Origin of the sequence: Mesorhizobium amorphae (genome assembly GCF_014843845.1) — a bacterium.
Taxonomy (GTDB): domain Bacteria; phylum Pseudomonadota; class Alphaproteobacteria; order Rhizobiales; family Rhizobiaceae; genus Mesorhizobium; species Mesorhizobium amorphae_A.
Genome location: NZ_JHQS01000026.1, coordinates 1 through 19,788 on the forward strand (window position 1 = coordinate 1; position 19,788 = coordinate 19,788).

The 19,788-nt window shown below is 59.7% G+C and carries 13 protein-coding genes and 2 pseudogenes; 2 read left to right on the forward strand and 13 right to left on the reverse strand.

Annotated elements, in window-relative coordinates:
* Window positions 1-63 precede the first annotated feature (63 nt).
* From nadA to DH08_RS14085, 9 genes and pseudogenes are all read right to left on the reverse strand, one after another.
* Window positions 64-1,038 (reverse strand): quinolinate synthase NadA, encoded by a 975-nt coding sequence (gene nadA / locus DH08_RS14055; RefSeq protein WP_192179885.1) that lies wholly within the window; start codon window positions 1,036-1,038, stop codon window positions 64-66.
* A 34-nt stretch (window positions 1,039-1,072) separates the two neighbouring features.
* Window positions 1,073-1,416: pseudogene (locus DH08_RS36245) on the reverse strand (NrtR DNA-binding winged helix domain-containing protein); the annotation flags it as partial.
* A gap of 107 nt (window positions 1,417-1,523) precedes the next feature.
* Window positions 1,524-2,186, reverse strand: a complete 663-nt coding sequence (locus DH08_RS14060) for an RraA family protein (RefSeq protein ID WP_210328733.1) — start codon at window positions 2,184-2,186, stop codon at window positions 1,524-1,526.
* 174 nt (window positions 2,187-2,360) lie between these two features.
* A pseudogene (locus DH08_RS36250) lies at window positions 2,361-2,813 on the reverse strand (type 1 periplasmic-binding domain-containing protein); the annotation flags it as partial.
* A gap of 3 nt (window positions 2,814-2,816) precedes the next feature.
* On the reverse strand, window positions 2,817-3,905 hold the full coding sequence (locus tag DH08_RS14065; RefSeq protein ID WP_192179887.1) for an aminotransferase-like domain-containing protein: 1,089 nt from the start codon (window positions 3,903-3,905) through the stop codon (window positions 2,817-2,819).
* 457 nt (window positions 3,906-4,362) lie between these two features.
* A complete protein-coding gene (locus tag DH08_RS14070; protein ID WP_192179888.1) occupies window positions 4,363-5,223 on the reverse strand; it encodes an HTD2 family dehydratase in 861 nt (286 codons plus the stop codon).
* 203 nt (window positions 5,224-5,426) lie between these two features.
* On the reverse strand, window positions 5,427-6,395 hold the full coding sequence (locus DH08_RS14075) for a LysR family transcriptional regulator (RefSeq protein WP_192179889.1): 969 nt from the start codon (window positions 6,393-6,395) through the stop codon (window positions 5,427-5,429).
* Between the two features lie 194 nt (window positions 6,396-6,589).
* Entirely contained in the window at window positions 6,590-7,372 is a 783-nt protein-coding gene (locus tag DH08_RS14080; protein WP_192179890.1) for an IclR family transcriptional regulator, read from the reverse strand.
* Between the two features lie 65 nt (window positions 7,373-7,437).
* The gene (locus DH08_RS14085) at window positions 7,438-10,131 is read right to left on the reverse strand and encodes a 2-oxoglutarate dehydrogenase E1 component (protein ID WP_192179891.1); all 2,694 of its coding nucleotides are present in this window, start codon (window positions 10,129-10,131) and stop codon (window positions 7,438-7,440) included.
* Window positions 10,132-10,325: 194 nt separating this feature from the next.
* Between DH08_RS14085 and DH08_RS14090 the strand changes: the two genes are divergently transcribed.
* Window positions 10,326-11,537: a CoA transferase gene (locus tag DH08_RS14090; protein ID WP_210328734.1), complete on the forward strand. Its 1,212-nt coding sequence runs from the start codon at window positions 10,326-10,328 to the stop codon at window positions 11,535-11,537.
* Window positions 11,534-13,219 (forward strand): acyl-CoA dehydrogenase family protein, encoded by a 1,686-nt coding sequence (locus DH08_RS14095; protein WP_192179893.1) that lies wholly within the window; start codon window positions 11,534-11,536, stop codon window positions 13,217-13,219. Before DH08_RS14090 ends, DH08_RS14095 begins: the two co-directional genes overlap by 4 nt.
* A 575-nt stretch (window positions 13,220-13,794) precedes the next feature.
* Here the strand turns inward: DH08_RS14095 and DH08_RS14100 are convergent.
* The 4 genes from DH08_RS14100 to purU form a co-directional block, all read right to left on the reverse strand.
* Window positions 13,795-15,456 carry a hydantoinase B/oxoprolinase family protein gene (locus DH08_RS14100; protein WP_192179894.1) on the reverse strand — a complete coding sequence of 554 codons (1,662 nt, stop codon included), beginning with the start codon at window positions 15,454-15,456 and terminating at the stop codon, window positions 13,795-13,797.
* Window positions 15,457-17,502, reverse strand: coding sequence for a hydantoinase/oxoprolinase family protein (locus DH08_RS14105; RefSeq protein WP_192179895.1), 2,046 nt, complete (start codon window positions 17,500-17,502; stop codon window positions 15,457-15,459). It lies immediately after the preceding gene.
* A 398-nt stretch (window positions 17,503-17,900) separates the two neighbouring features.
* Window positions 17,901-18,812: a bifunctional methylenetetrahydrofolate dehydrogenase/methenyltetrahydrofolate cyclohydrolase FolD gene (folD, locus tag DH08_RS14110; RefSeq protein ID WP_192179896.1), complete on the reverse strand. Its 912-nt coding sequence runs from the start codon at window positions 18,810-18,812 to the stop codon at window positions 17,901-17,903.
* Window positions 18,813-18,876: 64 nt separating this feature from the next.
* Window positions 18,877-19,692, reverse strand: a complete 816-nt coding sequence (purU, locus tag DH08_RS14115) for a formyltetrahydrofolate deformylase (protein ID WP_428338305.1) — start codon at window positions 19,690-19,692, stop codon at window positions 18,877-18,879.
* Window positions 19,693-19,788: the final 96 nt, after the last annotated feature.

Below are 19,788 nucleotides of genomic sequence, written 5' to 3' on the forward strand. Positions count from 1 at the left end.
TCAACAGCATCGCGCGGCCATCAAAATCACAGCCTGAAAAATTAAGGCTGGACACAGGGTGTCTCATACGGCGAGCATCCGCTCGACGGCAAGTCGCGCGCGCCCGGCGATCTCCGGCTCGATGGTTACGACATGGCGGTTTTGCTCGAGAGCCTCGCGGATATTGGCCAGCGTGATCCGCTTCATGTGCGGACACAGATTGCAGGGGCGGATGAACTCCACCTCGGGATGCTTGACCGCGACATTGTCGCTCATCGAGCACTCCGTCATCAGCACGACCCGCGCCGGCTTTTTTTGTCTGACATAGTCGGACATGGCGGCCGTCGAGCCGGAAAAATCCGCTTCCGCGACCACTTCCGGCGGACATTCGGGATGCGCGAGCACCGTCACACCGGGATGGTCTTCGCGCAACTGGCGGATGTCGGCGGGGCTGAACCGCTCATGTACCTCGCAATGACCCTTCCAGGCGATGATCTTAACGGCGGTCTGGGCGGCGATATTATGAGCCAGATATTCATCCGGCAGCATGATCACCTGCGGAACGCCGAGCGCCTCCACGATCGCCTTGGCATTGCCTGAAGTGCAGCAGATGTCGGACTCCGCCTTCACGGCGGCAGAGGTGTTGACATAGGTGACGATCGGCACCCCGGGATAGCGCTGCTGCAGCAGGCGGACATCCACGGGTGTAATGGAGTCGGCCAGTGAGCAGCCGGCTTGCGTGTCCGGAATAAGCACGGTCTTGTCCGGGTTGAGCAATTTGGCCGTCTCGGCCATGAAGTGCACGCCGGCCAGCACGATCACGTCCGCTTCGACCGCGATCGCTTTGCGGGCGAGCGCCAGGCTGTCGCCGACGATGTCGGCCACGCAATGGAAGATTTCCGGCGTCTGATAGTTGTGCGCCAGAATGACGGCGTTTCGCTGCCGCTTCAAATCGAGAATGGCGTCGATATCGCCGGTGAACGCCGGCCATTCGATCGGCGGAATGAGGCTTCGCACCCGGTCGTAAAGCGCCGCCGCACGTGCAGAGGTGATCAGCATAACCAGTCCAATTATTCTCTAACTGAGTATAATATCAGATATACTTACCTTGAGCATAAGGAATGTCAAGCGCGTGAAAGTGGCAATTTCGCTGGGCGCCCCCGGTGTCGGACATCGTCTCGCGTGTCCCCTCGACCAGATCTTGCTGTTCGACAAGACGTCGAAAGTTTGGCTTATGAACAAGCCTGCCTGCCGGCGCCTCCACGGTTCGCTGCCGCTGCAGTAATGTGAACGTTGCCGGCATCAACTCGACCACCACGGGCGGTACTTGATCTTGGTCCGCAGTCTGCCGATTCCCGTTGCCAGAATGCGACGGTGATCGGCGGTCATCGGCCGACCGGGAATCGACAGTGCACCTGCTTCCGCGACGAGCGCGGCTAATCCGCCCGGAAGAAAGCCGTCGCCCCAGGAGCCAGACCTTGTCAAAATGGCACCCATCGTCGAAAGGCGGAGCGGCCGCCATATTCCGCACGAGCTATTGTTGTTCAAGTCTTGCGCGCCGGAATATAGCCGGCCGCAGCCGCGGCTGAGCCAAAACTCTCTCCCGCACGGATACGCTTTTCCACCTGCGCATCAATAGCTACTATTCTCTCTGCTTTCGCCAGAATCTCTTCCACTCGGGCACGCGGTACAACCACAATCCCCGTGTCATCACCGATCACAAGATCTCCTTGTGATACTGAGATTCCCCCGATCGTGATGTCACACCCAATTGGAAGAAGCTTCACCCGGGTCTTCCCCGTGGTAGGTGCAACCCACCGGCTTGAAAGCCACAGTCCCGTTTCGCGAATTTCATCTAAGTCCCGGCAGGCCCCGTCAATCACGACAGCCGTAGCCCGCCGATATTTTGCGGCGAGGGCGGCAAGACCGCCCATTGTCGAAATGGGCGCACCGCTCATATCCACCATCAACACCTTGCCAGGCCCCGTCGCTTCAATCAGCTGGCCGACCGCGAAGTCGGCCTTCTCAAAATCGCCCAATGCGCCGGTTAATTCGCGCGCTGTGACCGCGAAACCGATCATGCAGCCGCTGCCGCTCTGTCGCGCGATGCCTTGAATCGTCCCCTTGATTCCGAGTTCGTCCAATGCGTCCGACCATGTGCTGACCCCGATCGCCGCACCACGCTCCAGGATCTCGTTCTCGTTCATTGTCACTTGGACTGCTCCTGCTCTCAATGAATTGTTCCGATGTCGATGGCCAGTGGAGCCCACAGATCGCCCGATGTTCGGCATTGGCCAAAGTGTCTGCGCAAGGGCCACCAGCCCTTTAGCGTCCGGCACCTAGTTCAAAGCCTCCGGATTAAAGCCAGATACCGTGAATTACTCGGTGATAAACTTGTTCGCCGTATCCCATATCGCGTCCAGCCCGAAGGTATTGGCGGTTCCCTTGACGACATCGCGGCGATCGTTGTCAGTTCGTTCGACACGGCGCCGTCGCCAGCACCCAGATGGGTCTGCAACCGCTGGCCTCTTGCGTGGCGTAGCATCAGGCCCGCCTCGGTACGCATGCCGCCCAAATAGATGGTCGAAACGTCGTCTTCCTTCTATCTTCGCGATCAGGGCGGAACAGTCCCTGTCACCGACATTGATGCCTTCGTACAGCCCTCCTTGAGGCCGTCGTCGTTCAGCTCTTTCTTGTTCTCGTCGACCAGTCCTTGGCCGTAATGGTGCCTTGTCATGGACCAGCGCGATCTTGGCGTCCTTGAAATGCGCGGCGAGATATTTGCGAGCGACAATGCGCTGCTGGTCGTTGCGGAAGCGCCGCAGCGTTCGCCAGCCTTAGTGTCTGGCGAGATCCTTCCCAATAATGGCGGACAGGACCTCTACGCCCTTGCGCACCGTGGCCTCATCCATCGAGCAGAAGGGCAAGCGCAAGAACGTCGCTGACGGCTTGCTGACGAAAAAGCCGTCGCCATCGGCGACGTCGACCCCCGCATTGCTGGCCTCCTTGCGCAGCCGCGCTGAATCGACCGGGTGCGCGAGTGTCACGCCCACAAAGAAACCGCCTTCGGGCCGCACATAGCGATGGCCAGCCATGAACTCGTCCAGTGCTGATACCATCGCCTCGAGACGCGGCGCATAGAGACGCCGCAGCGCCGCAACCTGATCGCCTAGAAACCCACGGCGGAGCCACTCGCCAGCCACCGAGAGCGCGAAGTTACCAGGCGTGACGTAGGTGCTCTCGGCCACCTTGGCCGCCGCGCTGATGGTGTCCGGCGGCGCAATAAGATAGGCGGCGCGAAGACCAGGCGCGATCACCTTGGAGAAAGAATTGAGCTGGACCGTCACATCGCGGCCAATATCGATGATCGACCTTTCTTGGGCGCCCTTGTAGCGAAGAAGGCGATAGGGGCTGTCTTCGACAATGCGGAAATCGTGGGTCCTCGCCAGATCGACAAGATGCTGGCGCTTGGCGGACGACCACGTGGTGCCGGTGGGATTTTGAAAGTCCGGAACTGTATACATGAAGACGGGCCCGCGCCGCGCCGCAGCGTTCAACGGCTCGAGCGCCGGTCCGTCCGCTTCCATGGGTATGGCGATGACATTTGCGCCGTAGTGGCGCAGCAGGTGGACCACTCGGTCGTAGCAAGGCTCCTCGATGAGCACGGTTTCGCCGGGCTTCAGCCAAATGCGACACAAAATGTCGAACAGGGCGACAGAACCGTCAGCAGCCATCACGTTGGCAATGTCCACACCATGATAGTCGGCGAGCCATTTCCGCAGCGGCAGCGGCCCGACTGCGGGCCCATACTGGTAGGCGACAACCTCGCGGGGGGACGCAAGCCCTTGGACGCAGAGCTCCAACTGTGCGCGTGGAAAGGCTTCTTCGGCAGGAACTCCGCGAGCGAAATTGATGCGCTTGGACATAGGCCTTACTCTTCTTATCTGGCGGAGGAAATCGTAGCCAAGCAACCGTTGTAACATGCAGCGGCGCGTTGCCACTATCAGCTATGCTCGGGTGGCATAGGGGAGAGGGGCGCGACCTGCGCCGGAGGGATTTCGGTGCCGCTGATCTACCCAGGCCGCATGCGCCTCGACAGCGCATGCGGCAGGAAGCACAAAGGACGAGCGACTGCCTTGGCAGTCTGGTCGGGGAAGGGTTGCGTTGGTTGTGTTCGGGATCAGAAGAACGGTCATTTGGATCCCCCCGATTGCACGCGAATGCCCAGGCGCGAGATGCGAGCATCAGTGGCGATCTGCTCTGCGTCGTCGATGGAACATCGTGACCCCGTCGACCAGGCTCGCAAGGCCTGCAAGCTGCGATGCCAGCACAAGCTCTGCCCGCGCCCCGAGCAAGGCCTCGCAGCTGTGACGTTGCTGAGGCTCATGACCAGGCCGTCTCCGCGCTCATGGCCACTGGACCATCTCGGCGTGCGGTCCAAAGTTTCATTTTTCCGTCTTCCTCCGCCGCATGCAGGTTTATGGATTCATCATCAAAGAGCGATGAAACCGCGCGGAAAACAAACTTCGACGGGGGCTTGCCCTTCAATTCGGCCGCATAGTTCAAAAGCAGTGTCGCCTGCAGCGGCGCATGAATGACAAGGCCGGGATAGTGCTCGACCTCGACGGCGTATGGGCGGTCATAGTGGATGCGATGGGCGTTGAACGTCAGCGCCGAATAGCGAAAGAGCAACGGAACGGAGACGCCGACCTGCCGGTTATGCGATCCCATCGCAGCTGCCTTCGCACCCGGCTGGTTTGAAGCGTCCTGCGCCGTGCTTGCCTCTCGGTAGACGATCGTCTGCGTCTCCTCGATCATGACTGTCCCCGAGACACTAAACTTGTGCTCCACCGTTACAAAGCAAAGCGTTCCGGTCCGGCCTTCCTTGACCGCCACGTCGGCAACCCGCGAGACCCGTTCGACCAGGTCGCCCACTCGCAACGCTCCGGAAAAGGCAAGGCTGCTGCCGGCCCACATGCGTCGCGGCAACGGGACCGGGGGCAGAAAACCGCCCTTCTCTGGATGACCGTCCTCAGCAAGCAAGCTCGTTGCGATAGCTGGGGGGGCAAGGCAGTAGTTGATAAGCAGCGGCGCAGCATCGCCCAGCGACGGGACGGCGCCCTTGATATCGATGGCCGCATTGAACCGTCGCACCAGATCGGGCGAAATGGTTTCGGAAGCGCTTTCCTCACGGCCGATCCATGAGCGAAGCCGCTCGATATCCAGATACCGCGGTTCCGGCATCAATAGGCTCTTTCGTTTGGGGTGCGCAGCCTTCGTCGGTGTGCCGTGAGTCCGTGCCGGGATCGGTCGACAGGGTCGCGGATTGCCAAGGAAGATAGCCACGTCATTCTCGAGCCCTTCGTTGCCTACTAAGCGAGACTGTGATGGGCGTTCTCGGGCCCGGGCGACAGACCCTGTTATGGGAAACTAGCTATGCCCCTTGGTTATAGGTCGCCGCGGCCATCATCGGGGATTGAGGCTTTGCTGAGACGTCCCACCATGCGGCCGTCTTCGACGGCCTTGCGAAGTTCGACGCGCACCCGGCGGGCAAGCTCGCGCATGGCGAGTGTGGTTGGCCTCTGCAGCGAAAAGGCCAGCATGAAGCGTTGCGTAAGATTGGGCTCGACCAGCTTCCTGAAGCTGAATTCGGGATTGCTGGCCTCGAAATTGATCACGCCGTGCGGCAGCACTGTCAGGCCATGCCCGTCGCGAACCAGTTTCTTGAGCGGCGCCAGAGCATCGACTTCCGCCTTGATGTCAAGCTCAAGGCCAAGCCGTTGCATGGCGCTGTCCAATTCGCGGCGCAGGCCATGATTGCGGCCGACGAGCAGGAGCGGCAAGCCGACCAGCGCAGGGGTCGGGAAGGTTTCCGTGTCGGGGGCGATGGCGTCAATATCTCTTCTTCGACCGAACAAAAGCAGGTCAACCTCGAGCAAGGGGTCCATGCGCATATATGGCGCCTTGCGTGCATTGTTGATGATGGCCATGTCGACGCGGCCGCTGGCCAGCCATTCATTGATGAAGCCGGAAAGGCCGTCCACCAGATGAAGCTTTACCTGCGGATAATGCACGAAGAAATCGCTCACGATCTCCGCGCCGATCGCAGCACTCATGGATGGCGGCATGCCGAAGACGATGTCGCCCGCGGGAACCTTGGCGGCGGCGACCAAGTCCGATTTGACCTGATCAAGCTCCCGTAGCACCGGCACGATGGCGGCATAGAACTGCGCCCCTTCCTCTGTGACGCGAACGCCGCGACCGTGGCGATAAAAAAGCTGCACCCCCAGTTCTTCCTCCAACTGCCTGATCTGGCGACTCAAGGCTGGCTGCGCGACTCCAATGATGCTCGAGGCCTTCGAGAGCGCGCCTGATTCCGTGACAATCAGGAAATATCTTAGCTGTCGCAGTTCCAAAAGAAGCTGACTCCAATCAGGTCGCGAGTGTTGTCCGGAGCGACCATGCCTGTCTGTTATATCTTAGAAAGATGCCGTGCTTAAAGCGCGATTCGCTGGCCTACGGTCGTGCCGCATGAGTAGGCGGCTTGCGGATTTCTAAGGCATTGAGACAGGAGCGCGGCGTGCGGGAGCTTTTTGCACTGGCGTTGGCTTCACGAATAATCGGATGAGAGCAGGCGGCCAATGCGGTTGGCCGCCGCCGTGAGCTTGGGCAGGATCTTGGCGAGCTGCCGCGGCCTGTCGCCAGCCATGCGCAGCATCAGGCTGCTGAGGGCGATATATTCACCGGCCACGGACGGCACAGGGACCGCCACGGCCCAGATTCGTGACTGGTAGACCTCGTCCAGGTAAGCCTGTTCGGCAAAGGCGTAGCCATGGCGACGGACGTCCTCGAGCCTTTCCGGGAGCGCCGCTAGAAGCGTGGGATTGCTATCCCAGCGCGACGAACTCTGTGCTCGGGCCAGCGCCTGACGGCGTTCCTCGGCAGACATGCGCGAAAGGGTCACGAGGCCAACGCCGGTGGCAACGAGCGGAATGCGCGCACCAACCCTGCCTGGGATCGATAATCCCAGCGCGGCGCGGTTGGAATAGGCGATCACCATCGCGTCGCCGTCGAAGACCGCCAGATTCGACGGCCAGCCGATCTCTATATGCAACTGCTCCACCACAGGCATTGCAAGCTCGATCAGGCGATAATGAGGGTCATATCCGCGGCTGAGGGCTAGGGTCCGCCCGGTCACCTTGTAGGTCGTCTTGCCAGCTTGGCGATAGACGTAACCGCCATCGAGCAGCGTTTCGACGAGGCGGACCACGGTTGGCTGCGGCAATTTGCAGAGGTTTGCAATGTCCGTAACATTGACTGGTCCATGCTCGCTGATGGCTCGCAACACCGCCAGCCCCCTCTGCACAGCTCTCACCGGTTCAAAAACGGACATTGGGCAGTTGATCCCGGTTGTTTCCTCCCGATCGCCTAGCTTATGGTCCCGATCAGGTCCAGAGGCTATTCCGCGGCCTGAGCGCTAACGGCAGGTGACAGTGCCGAGGCGACAATATCGCCTTGCTCCACCTCATGCCGGTCGATCGATCCACCGGCGGCTGCCGCCATCGCCGGCCGTCCGACATAAGTGAGCGGCCGGTCGGGCGCCATTTCGCTCAAGCGATCCCGCATGAAAGACCATGCCCCCTGATTGGAAGGCTCCTCCTGGCACCAGACGATTGGGACGCCCTGGAACCGCTGGAGGACCGCGCCGATGGCTTCGCTCGGGAAGGGATAGAGCTGTTCGACGCGGACCAGCGCCACGTCGTTGATGCGCTCTTGCGCCATAGCCGCCCTGAGGGCGTAGGCGACCTTGCCCGAGCAGAGTACCAGCTTGCAGCACGTAGAGGCGGAGGGGGCCTCGACGATCACTGGCTGGAAAGACGTTCCCTCGGCGATCTCATCGAGCCTCGAGACGCAATCGCGTAAGCGCAGCAGTGACTTCGGCGCGATCAGAAACAGCGGCTTGCGCATCGAGCCCCGGACCTGTCGGCGATAGAGGTGGAACAGGTTTGCCGGCGTCGAGGGGTTTGCGACGACAAGATTGCCGCCGGCACAGGATTGAAGGATACGCTCGATACGGGCCGAGGAATGGTCCGGGCCCTGACCTTCGAGCCCGTGCGGCAGGGCAATGATGAGCCCGGAGCTCATCCGCCACTTCGCCTCGGCCGTTACAATGAACTGGTCGACGATCACCTGGGCGCCATTCAGGAAGTCGCCGAACTGGGCCTCCCAAACCACGAGCCGCGAGGGGTCGGCTAGGCTCATTCCGTATTCAAAGCTCAGCACCCCATACTCGATCAAGGGCGAGTTCACCGCGTCAAAGCGCGCGCCGGCCTGGCCCAGGCCCGCGAGAGGCATCGCTGTCTGACCGGTGCGCCGGTCATGCAAGGCCAGATGGCGCTGCGTGAACGTGCCTCTGACGCTGTCTTGTCCGCTCAGTCGCACCGAGGTGCCTTCGTCCAGAAGGGAGGCGAAAGCCAGAGCCTCGGCGGTGGCGAAGTTGAAGCCGCTGTTTTTCTCGATCGTCTCCAACCGCGCCGTCAGGAAGTTGCGCACCTTCGGGTCGGCTTCGAAGCCGTCGCCGACGGCACTCATGCGCCGGGCCAAGTCCACCAGGCGATCGCGCGTGACGCCGGTCACGATGCCGAAGGGGAGGGGGCCAGCGGGCTGCGGCGGGGCAAAGATGTCCGTCTGGCGCTCCGGTGCGCTGTTGCGAACCTGCTCATAGGTCGCATAGGCTTGGTCGAGCGCAACATGGAAGGCCTTGCGCTTCGCCTCTGCCATATTGAAGGCTGCGGCCGACGCGGCCTTGACGCGATCCGAATGTAATTGCTTGAGGGTCGGCCGGTCGTCGACCTTCGACCAGGTCAGCGGCTGCGTGAAACGCGGTTCGTCGAGTTCGTTGTGGCCGTTGCGGCGGTAGCAGACCAGGTCAATGATGGCGTCCTTCCCTGTCGCATTGCGCCACGCGACCGCAACGCGGGCGACCGCAGCGGCGGCGATTGGGTCTTCGCCGTTGACATGGAAGATCGGCACGCCGAACGCCTTGCCGATATCGCTCGGATGCGGCGACGAACGTCCCTCTGACGGGAGGGTCGTGAATCCGATCTGGTTGTTGACGATAAGATGGATAGTGCCCCCGACACTGTAGCCGGCCAGCGCGGAAAGCTGGAGCAATTCCCAGACGAGACCCTGGCCGGCAAAGGCCGCATCAGTATGCATCAGGAACGGTAGGACCTGCGACGCACCGGTCGTGCCAGCGTTCGCCCTCGCCTTCTGCTCCTGTCTGGCGCGCGCCGCCCCGACAGCCACGGGCGCGACAACGATCAGATGGGAAGGGTGCGGCAGCAGACGCACAGCCACTTTACCTGCGCCGGTCTCGACCTCCGCCGCCAGGCCGTTGTGGTAAGGCACGTCGCCGGTGAAGGCCGCAGCGCCATCGGTGATGTCGCGCCCCTTGATCTCGGCAATTAGCGCCGGCAGCGACTTCCCGAGCACGGTCGCAAGCGTCGCCAGGCGGCCCCGGTGCATGCCGCCGATAACCACCTCCTGGACTCCCGCCTCGGCCGCGCAGCGAAAGATCTCGCGAGAGATGACGGCCGACGACTCCGCTCCCTCTATGCCGAAACGCTTTTTGGTCGGCCACTTTGTCTTGATGAAATGTTCGAATTCGTCGGCCAGCATCACCGCTTCAAGCGTGCGCGCATATACCTCGTCGTTAGCTTTGGCGAGGATCTCGCGTTCGAAGCGCTCATAGACCCATGCGCGTTCATCGGCATCGAGTACATGGCTGGCCTCGAGGGCTGCCGTGCCGCAATAGATCGAGCCGAGCGTGGCGATCGCCTGTGCTTTCGGCAGGCTCATTTCCCCGCCGGCTAGCGTCAAGGCAACGGACTCTTCGCCGCCTTCAATAGAGTTCAGTTCCGGGATGAGGCCGGGAGCGCTCATTTCAAGAGGGTCGAGGCGGGCCTGGCGGTGCCCATAAGTCCGAAACAGTTCGGCTATGCGGTCGCCATTGTCGCCACTGGCGTGCGCCGGCGCTTCCATCAAGGCGAGCTTCACCCGCCAGTCGGCCGGTACCGACGCCGGATCTTTCACGAAGCGTGCATACAAATCCAGGAAAAAGGCGCTATCGCCACTGAGGGGCAGGGTCATAGATGCTCTCTAGAGGGCTCGTTCGGTTGTCGCCGAACCAATAAAGGGTGTTAAGAAAAAGTCCCGAAATTTTGGATGACGTATTCACTATATGAATAAAATGGGCCGTATTCCTTGATGGGCGCGGCCATTTCCAGCATGAGGTGAGCAGAACTTGACGAGGTTAAGCCGCGATGTATGGACTTCTTTATGGTGTGCGGGTGATCGAGGGTGCATCCTTCATTGCCGCTCCCTTCTGCGCGCTCTCGCTTGCCCAGCTGGGCGCTGAGGTCATTCGCTTCGATGCAATCGGCGGCGGTCCGGATTTTCATCGTTGGCCACGCTCTCCCGGCGGCGGCAGCTTCTATTGGGAAGGTCTCAACAAGTCCAAGAAGTCCATTGCCATCAATCTCACGGACCCTCGGGGACGTGAGCTTGCCGCGGCTCTGGTGACTGCCCCAGGCGAAGGCGGCGGCATCTTCGTTACCAACTATCCGGTGGCCGGATTCCTGTCGCATGATCGGCTGGCAGCGCGCCGGCCGGACCTGATTACGGCGCGTATCATGGGCCATGCCGACGGCGGCAATGCTGTCGACTACACCGTCAATTGCGCTATGGGCGTCCCGATGATGACCGGCCCCGCCGAGAAGCCCAACGATCCTGTCAATCACGTTCTGCCGGCCTGGGACCTTTTGGCCGGGTCGACTGCGGCGACCAGCGTCCTTGCCGCGCTTATCAGCCGTCGTGCCACCGGACTGGGGCAGGAGATCCGTGTCCCGCTGAGTGACATCGCCGCCGCCACGCTCGGCACCTTGGGACAGGTGGCCGAGGTGGTTGTAAATCGACGGGATCGCCCGAAGATAGGCAATGACCTCTTCGGAGCCTTCGGCCGCGATTTTGTCACGGCAGACGGCCAGCGGCTGATGATCGTGGCGATTACCGGTCGCCAATGGAGTGGGCTGGTGGAGGCCCTCGGCATTGAGGCCGGGGTCGCTACGCTCGAGGCTGAGCTGGGTGTCTCGTTCGCACAGGACGAGGGACTGCGCTATGAGCACCGTGGTCGCCTAGGCGCGTTGGTCGAATATGCCGTTTCAACGAGCTCGGCCGCTCACCTGACAGCGCGTCTTGATGAAGCCGGCGCATGCTGGGGGCCGTATCGCACATTGTCGGAAGCGGTCGCCAAGGAGAAACCCTTCCTGCCGGAAGGCGAACTCTTCACAGACGTGGACCATGTCAGCGGACACACCTATCCAACGCCAGGCTATCCCGCGACCTTCCGGGGCCTTCAGCGCCAGACGCCGGTACGGGCCCCGAAGCTCGGAGAACACACGGAAGAAGTGCTGGCCGGCGTTCTCGCCCTGCCCAGCCACGAGATTGCCGCCTTGCATGACAGCGGCGTCGTCCAGAGTCCAGGAGCACATGCGTGACCGCCGATCCTCTCGAGTTCGCTTCAGGCGCCACCCTTATCGCGTTGGCGAACGATGCCGTGACCGCGGCTGAACGCTACGTCGCTGCGGTCCGCGAAAAGGTCCAAACCTTGGTTGCTCCCCAAGGAAAGGTGGACTCGCGCTTGCTTGACCGGTCTCAGCGCGTAGCCCACGGCTTCGCCTGGCTGGCAACGTCGGTGGCAACGCTTAATGCGGTTGCGGCCTGGGGCGCGCGCCATCTGCGCGAAGGGACGTTGCAGCGTGGCGATGAACTCGCGATCGCAATTGGGTTCGGCGAGTATCTTGGCCAGCTCGTAGGCGGCCTGCCGATGAGTCAAAACGAGATCCTCCGCCCGGCGGAACTTGGCGCTACCGCCGAGGCGCTCGTGCTCCTGCGCGAGCCCTCGGTAGCGTCCTTCATGGCTCATGGCAATTCTCCCGTGCACCGCGAGGAACTTGTCTCGCTGGCCGCCCAGGGAGACGCGGTGAGTGAAAAGCTTGGCGATGACGACCTCGACATGATCCGGCTCGAGATACGGCGCTTCGCCGACGAGCGCATCTTGCCCAATGCCCATGGTTGGCACCTGAGGGACGAGCTGGTTCCGGACGAGATCGTCACAGAGATGGCGCAGCTGGGCGTGTTCGGCATCTGCATCGATCCCGTGTTCGGCGGACTGGGCCTTGGCAAGCTCGCAATGTGTGTCGTGACCGAAGAGCTGAGCCGAGCCTGGATTGCGACCGGCTCGCTCGGCACGCGCTCGGAGATCGCCGGCGAGCTTATTGCAGCCGCCGGAACGCCCGAGCAGAAGCAGCGCTGGCTTTCCCGCATTGCCTCGGGAGAAATCTTGCCGACCGCGGTGTTCACCGAGCCGGACACGGGGTCTGATCTCGCGAGCCTGAAGACCCGGGCGGTCAAGACACCCGACGGCGGCTGGCTCATCCAAGGCAACAAGACATGGATCACGCACGCTTCGCGTAGCGACCTGATGACGGTGCTGGCCCGCACCAATCCCGCTTCGACCAGTCATGATGGACTTTCCATGCTGGTTGTCGAAAAGCCACGCGGCACCCGGGACGAGCCTTTTCCGTCTTCCGGCATGAGTGGAGGCGAGATCGAGGTCCTCGGCTATCGGGGGATGCGCGAATATGACATCGCTTTTGACGGCTTCGTCATCCCGCCCGGCGGCCTGCTCGGTGAGGTGGAAGGCCAAGGCTTCCGCCAATTGATGCGAACCTTCGAAGGCGCGCGCATCCAGACCGCGGCCCGCGCCGTTGGCGTTGCGCGTCGCGCGTTTGAATTGGGGTTGCGCTATGCGCTGGAGCGCAGGCAATTCGGCCGATCGATCGTCGCCTTCCCACGGGTCCACGACAAACTCGCCATGATGATCACCGAGACGGTGATGGCCCGTGAGATGACCTATTTCGCCGCCCGCCAAAAGGACTTAGGCACACGCTGCGACATCGAGGCCGGTATGGCAAAGCTGCTCGCGGCGCGCGTTGCCTGGTCGAACGCCGACACCGCGCTCCAAATCCACGGCGGTAATGGCTACGCTCTAGAATACGAGATCTCGCGGATCCTCTGCGACGCGCGGATCTTGAACATCTTTGAAGGCGCGGCCGAGATCCAAGCCCACGTCATCGCCCGGGGCATGCTGCAACAGCAGCCGGGGCAGCAAATCTAGGTCGGGGCGTTGCAAAGTTGCGTCAGCATTTCGAAAGTATCTGTCAATAAACACATCAGGAGCCCGCCCCTTCGTCCGTGAGGGTACAGAGGCACTTGCGTCATCAACGATTTTGGCTTCGAAAAAGTCTAGGATCTGGCCAATGGAGCCAACTTTTTCCTGCCAGACTTATCGCAGCGTAGCTCGACACTTCGGAGGTGCCGTATCCTGCTCGCAGTTCCATACCAAAGCGTTTTCAAAAAGGGTGCCAGAGCTCGACGGAGCATCCGCCGCGGAAGGCGACCTGACCATGTGTTTCCTGTCGAAATCGCTCTCCGGCTGCTTGAGCAGCATCTGTACTATGCCGTATACGAAATTCATATGCGATGCGGATTCAGAGTATGAATTGGACCAGAACCGGCAAAGCGCTGAACTTCGGCACCATGATCAGCCTTGCTCTTCAGTACCGAAGCTAATATGCCTATGGCGTCCTAAAAACATACCGAATGCCAGCTATTCAGTGCACATTACGTATACTCAGCCAGTTGAGCGGATACTGATATCGTAGCGTTGCTATGCCGCACCCTCGATAGGTCCTACGCGACGGCTGGTGGCGAGAATTTCCCGCTTTCCAAATCTTCCGCGCGAGCCTCTGGCGCCCGCCGGGCAGGATTGCCGTAACCGCCGGCGCCAGGTGTCTGAACGCTGATCGACTGATGCGGCGCGAGAGGGCGTGTCGGCACCTTGCCTGGCAAAGCGATTTCGCCCTTTTCATCGCAAAGGATGCTGAAAAATCCCGGCGCGCCTGATTGTCCTTCGAAAAGCCCCCACGGCGCGTGCACAAATCGCTCGCCGACAACATTGAAACTTGCGGTATGTCCGAGCGGGCGGATGACGCGCCGGAGGCCTAGGCCGCCCCGATAGCGACCTGCACCCCCGCTATTCTCGCGCAGCGAATATTCTTCGACCAGCAGCGGGTATTCCAGTTCCAACGCTTCAATCGGCGAATTGGAAGTATTGGTCATGTGAACCTGAACGGCGTCGCTTCCGTCCTTGCTAGCGCGTGCGCCAAAACCACCGCCGAGAGTTTCAAAATAGATATAGGGCTTTCCTGTTCTGGGATCGACACCAGCAATCGCGATGCTCGTATTAGATCCGTTTGCAGCAGCGACTACGCGATCGGGCAACGCTGGCGCCAACGCGCCGATCACCATGTCGCACAGCCGTTGGCACGTGTGATTGCGAGAAGCAACAGCAGCTGGGAATCGCGCGTCAACGAGTGACCCACCCTCGGTTACGACCGTGAATGCACTCTGAGTTCCGTGATTGTTCGCAATGTTCGGGTCCAGAAGCGCCTTCAAGACGTAAGCCACCGCTCCGATAGTGGCATTGCGCGGACAGTTGATGTTACCTGCCACCTGTGCGCTGGTGCCGGTGAAATCGAGCACCATCTCGTCGCCGCTTACGGCAATCTTCAAGCTGATGGGAATGTCTTTGGTGCCGACGCCATCATCGTCCATGACGTCCTCGAACGAATAGGTCCCGTCTGGAACTGACGCGATCGCCGTCTTCATCCGTCGATGGGTACGCTCGACAATTTCATCAAATGCCGTGAGCGTCAGGTCCCTCGGATAAGCCGCAAGATGTTCCGCCATACGTCGGCATCCCAGCTTGCATGCTGCGACCTGCGCAAAGTAATCGCCACGGCGTTCTTCCGGGACGCGAACGTTCAGGAGAATGAGGTCCATCAATGGCTGATTGAGCTGACCCCTATCGAAGAGTTTGATGAGCGGGATTCGGAGACCTTCCTGGAATATTTCGGTCATGCTTCCGTCCATACTACCCGGGCTCATGCCTCCGATGTCCGCATGGTGAGCAAGATTGCAGATAAAACAGATCAGCTCGCCCTCGTGGAACACTGGCATCATCAGATTCACATCGGGAAGGTGACTCCCGCCCGTCGTGTGCGGGTCGTTTGAGATGAAGATATCCCCATCATGAATCTCCTCTCGCGGAATAGTCTGGAGAAAAATCTCCATCGTAGCTGCCATTGAGCCTAGATGCGTAGGGAAAGAGCCTTCCGCTTGAACAACGATGCGCCCCTTTGGATCGGCAATCGTGACCGAATGGTCGTGACGCTCTTTGATGTTAGTCGAATAGGCGCTCTTCTTGAGAGCCACGTAGGACTCGTATGTGATTGATTTTAAGCCGTTGTGGATCAGCTCAAGGGTGATCGGATCGAGAGTGGAGTTGGTCATTTAGTTCACCGTTATCAACATGGAGCCGTTTTCTTGGATGACGACCTGATCGCCTGGGAAGACGACCGTCGTCGCGTCAAGCTGCTCGACGATCGCTGGGCCAGTAAACGTCATACCGGGCTGGAACTTTGCGCGGTCGTAAACAGGCGCCCGCAAGGGAGCCTCCTGATCGTAATAGACGGCACGTGTTTCCTCTGGGACCGGCTTCTCTACCGTCGTCTTTGAGACTTGCATTGCTTTTGCGTTGTAGAGCTTCACGCTTTCAGTCAGTCGTAGATTTACGATCTCGACTGGATCCTTCGGGTTGTGGAAACCGTAGTTGCGTTCGTGGGCGCCGAAGAACGCATTCCGAAGCTCCTCTGTGACGCCCTTACGTTGCACTCCCGTCAACGGCACCGAGAGCTCAAAATTCTGCCCGCGATAGCGCATGTCGACCACAACGTCGGAGGAGCGCTGCACGTCGGGTAGGAGATCCTCCGTCTGCAGCCAGCGCTCAGCATCTGCACGCAACTCGGCCAGAGCTTCAAACAGCTTCTCGCCAGCTTTGTCGTCGTCCAGCGGCAAGCGGATCGTTCGCACGAAGCGCTCAATAAGATCTGATACGACCAGTCCCTGCGCGCAGAGGATGCCTGGGCTGGGTGGCACTAGGATTTCCTTCATATCCAGCGCGTGTGCGACCGCGGATGCATGGAGCGGGCCAGCTCCCCCGAACGCTAGCAAGGTGTACTCTCTCGGGTCGAGACCACGTTCGACCGAAATCCCACGGACTGCGCGAACCATGTTCGCAACAACGATGCTGAGGATGCCTTGGGCGGTTCGCGTTTCTTCCAGTCCAAGCTTTTCTGACAAAGGCTTGATGGCGGTCTGCGACAGTGAAACGTCGAGCGGCATCGTGCCGTTGAGAAGTCCGCGGTTCGATAGGCGACCAAGCAGTAGGTTGGCATCAGAAACCGTAGGGTTCGTTCCGCCGCGCTTGTAGCAGGCTGGGCCGGGGTAAGAACCGGCGCTCTCTGGACCGACCTTCATTAATCCGTCCAAATCGAGCCAAGCCACCGAACCGCCGCCCGCGCCAACTGAATCGATATCGATGGACGGCAAACGGACGGGGAACCCTTCAATGGCACGATCAAGACTGATGTCGAAACCGTAGTCGCGGATGAGGGCAACGTCCGCGCTTGTGCCACCCATATCAAGGGTGATGACTTTCTTGCGGCCTGCCTGTCGTGCGATTTCAATAGCGCCGACCACGCCAGCTGCGGGACCAGACAGCGCCGTTCTGATCGGGAACAACTGGGCACGGCTAACCGACATGAGGCCACCGCTCGACTGGTTCACGCCCAACTGCGTGTTTCCGAAATTCTCGGCCACCTCTTGCTCCAAGGTCTTCATGTACTCCGTCATCACGGAGAGCAGGTACCCATTGAGCACCGTCGTAGAGAAACGTTCGTACTCGCGAAACTCCGGTTGAACCTCTGACGAGACCGAAAGCCTCAGGTTCGGAAGCCGTTTGCGTACTTCCTCAGCGATGATCCGTTCATGCTCCGGATTGTTGTAAGAGAAGAGCAGGCAGATTGCGCATGCGTCGTATCCACCGAGTTCGATGCTGTCGACGATGCGCGCCAACTCGTTACGATCAATCTGCTTTACGACGCCGCCGTCGAAGCCAACTCGTTCGGTGATCTCGAAACGGTCCTGTCTCTTCACCAGAGGGGCCGGATAATCCTCATAGAGGTCATAGTACTTCGGCCGCACCTGACGAGCGATCTCAATGACGTCTTTGAAACCGCGTGTCGTGATCATGCAGACCTTGCCACCGCGACGCTGGATCAGCGCGTTCGTCGCCACAGTTGTGCCGTGGCAAAACCGAGTCACGTCAGATGGAGCGATGTCGAACTTTTTACAAAGCTCTTTCGCTCCATCGACGATCGCGCAAGCGGGATTTGCGGGCGTGGACGGGGTCTTGTGAACGAAAACCTGGCCGGCGTCGCTCAAAACGAACAAATCAGTAAACGTGCCGCCGACATCTACCCCGAGCGTGTATTTCATTATGTAATCCCTGTAACCAAACCGGCGACCGCGACATCCTTGGCGCAGCCAAGACGTTCTGGACGTTGATCCAGAGTGCGTTGGCCCGATCACGCGCTCGAAGTAACCTCGCAGGGGCTTGCCGAGGAGCGAGCAAGCTCCTGAGAAAACAAAATAGAGACTCAAATCTCGTCGGTGCCACTTTGATCCGAGCGCATACGCGTTGCGAATTGAGGCGTCCTCGCTCGTACTACCCGCTCTCCAATGATTTCATCAGTACACAAATTGGATACTCAGTCAAGCGAGAGAATGGGTTTTGTGCTTCATTGGCAGGTTTTACCCTGAATAGATGGCGGTGTTGTCACGGTAACAGGCGAAACGGCATCAGCTAACGTGACCGCCGAAAAAGGCCGTGATGGTTAGGATGTGCTGTCAGAAAGTTGGCCCTCGACGCCCGCAACCCTACACGCGGCGGTTATGGTATTCGCCATGAGCATTGCGATGGTCATCGGCCCTATTCCGCCAGGAACGGGAGTGATGCTGCCGGCCACCCGAGCAACCTCATCGAAGGCCACATCACCCACGAGACGTGATCCATTGGCACCTCGCTCTGGCGCCGAGACACGGTTTATTCCCACGTCGATTACCGTGGCGCCGGGCTTTACCCAGGTTGCCCGTACCATCTCCGGTTGTCCTACTGCTACAGTGAGAATGTCGGCGGTCGCGCAGATCGAAGAGAGATCAGAGGTTCTCGAATGAGCCATAGTCACGATCGCATTAGCATACAGCAGCATCTGACCCATCGGCTTTCCAAAGAGGTTGGAGCGGCCGACAACCACTGCTGTTTTGCCTGAAAGATCAGCGCCGTGAATTTGGCGAATCAGCACCATCGCACCCGCCGGCGTACATGGGAGCAGACCAGATTTGAGATCGCCGATGGCCAGTTTCCCAGCATTCAAAATATGGAGCCCGTCGGCATCTTTGTCGGGATCGATCAATTGGATAACGCGATCACTGTCCAAATGCATGGGCAAGGGCAGTTGCACGAGGATGCCGTGGACCGTGGTATCCTCGTTAAGTTGGCGGATGAGGTGTTCGAGCGTCTCCTGATCGGTCGCTTCTGGAAGCGTGTGCTGAATGGACTGAAATCCACATTCTTTCGCAACACGCCCTTTCGCTCCAATGTAGGTGTGACTTGCGGGGTCGTCTCCGACAATCACGACGGCGAGGCCGGTCATTAATCCGTTGCTCGCCAAGAGATGGCTTGCTGACGTTTTTACTGAAGCCACAATATCAGCAGCAGTTTGCTTGCCATTTATCTGGTTGGTCATCGCTTACCCCATCCGTGCTGATGCGAAGGAACCACGGCCAGCAGGAAGCACAACCGTCCTGTTACTATCTATAAAAACTCGACGATGTGCATGGGCGTGGACTGCCGACGCGAGAACCTTGCTTTTCGACATCACGTCCTATCGAGACATAATCTTCTGGGCTCTGCGCGTGGGTAACGCGCGCAGTATCTTGCTCGATAATCGGGCCCTCATCGAGGTCATCTGTGACGTAGTGGGCCGTCGCTCCGATAAGCTTGACGCCACGTTGGTAGGCCTGCTTGTACGGATTGGCTCCCTTGAAGCTTGGCAGGAATGAATGGTGGATGTTGATGATCCTACCAGACATCCGCGCGCACATTTCATCTGAAAGGATCTGCATGTAGCGCGCGAGCACGACAAGTTCAGTATCCGACGCTTCTACGATCTGCATTATCCGGGCTTCCGCATCGCGCTTGTTCTGAGCGGTCACTGGAATGCAATGGAACGGGAGATCGTGGTTCACCACCAGCTTCTGATAGTCAAAATGGTTGGAGATGACCGCTGTAATTTCTATCGGAAGCGCTCCAATGCGCCAACGATAGAGCAAGTCGTTCAAGCAGTGGCCAAAACGGGAAACCATTATCGCCACCTTCATTGGCTTCAGGTCGCCGTGAAAACTGTAAATCATCCCAAACTGCGAGCCGATGTCCACGAAGCCGGAGACGATTTCCTCCTCGGACACTCCGGTTTCGCGAATGAAGCTTACTCGCATGAAGAACTGATTGGTGTCGAAATCGTTGAACTGCGCGCTCTCAGCGATATTGCAGCCACGGTCTGCGAGATAGCCGGCGATTGCCGCTACTATCCCTCTTTGAGATTGGGACTTTACCAGAAGGGTCATATTTCCTGTCACAACGAGCTCCATTCGCGCGACCGCTGAGCCGAGCATCAGATTCTGAGACTGAATTGCGTTGTTGGTGTTAGGCGCTGAACTCTG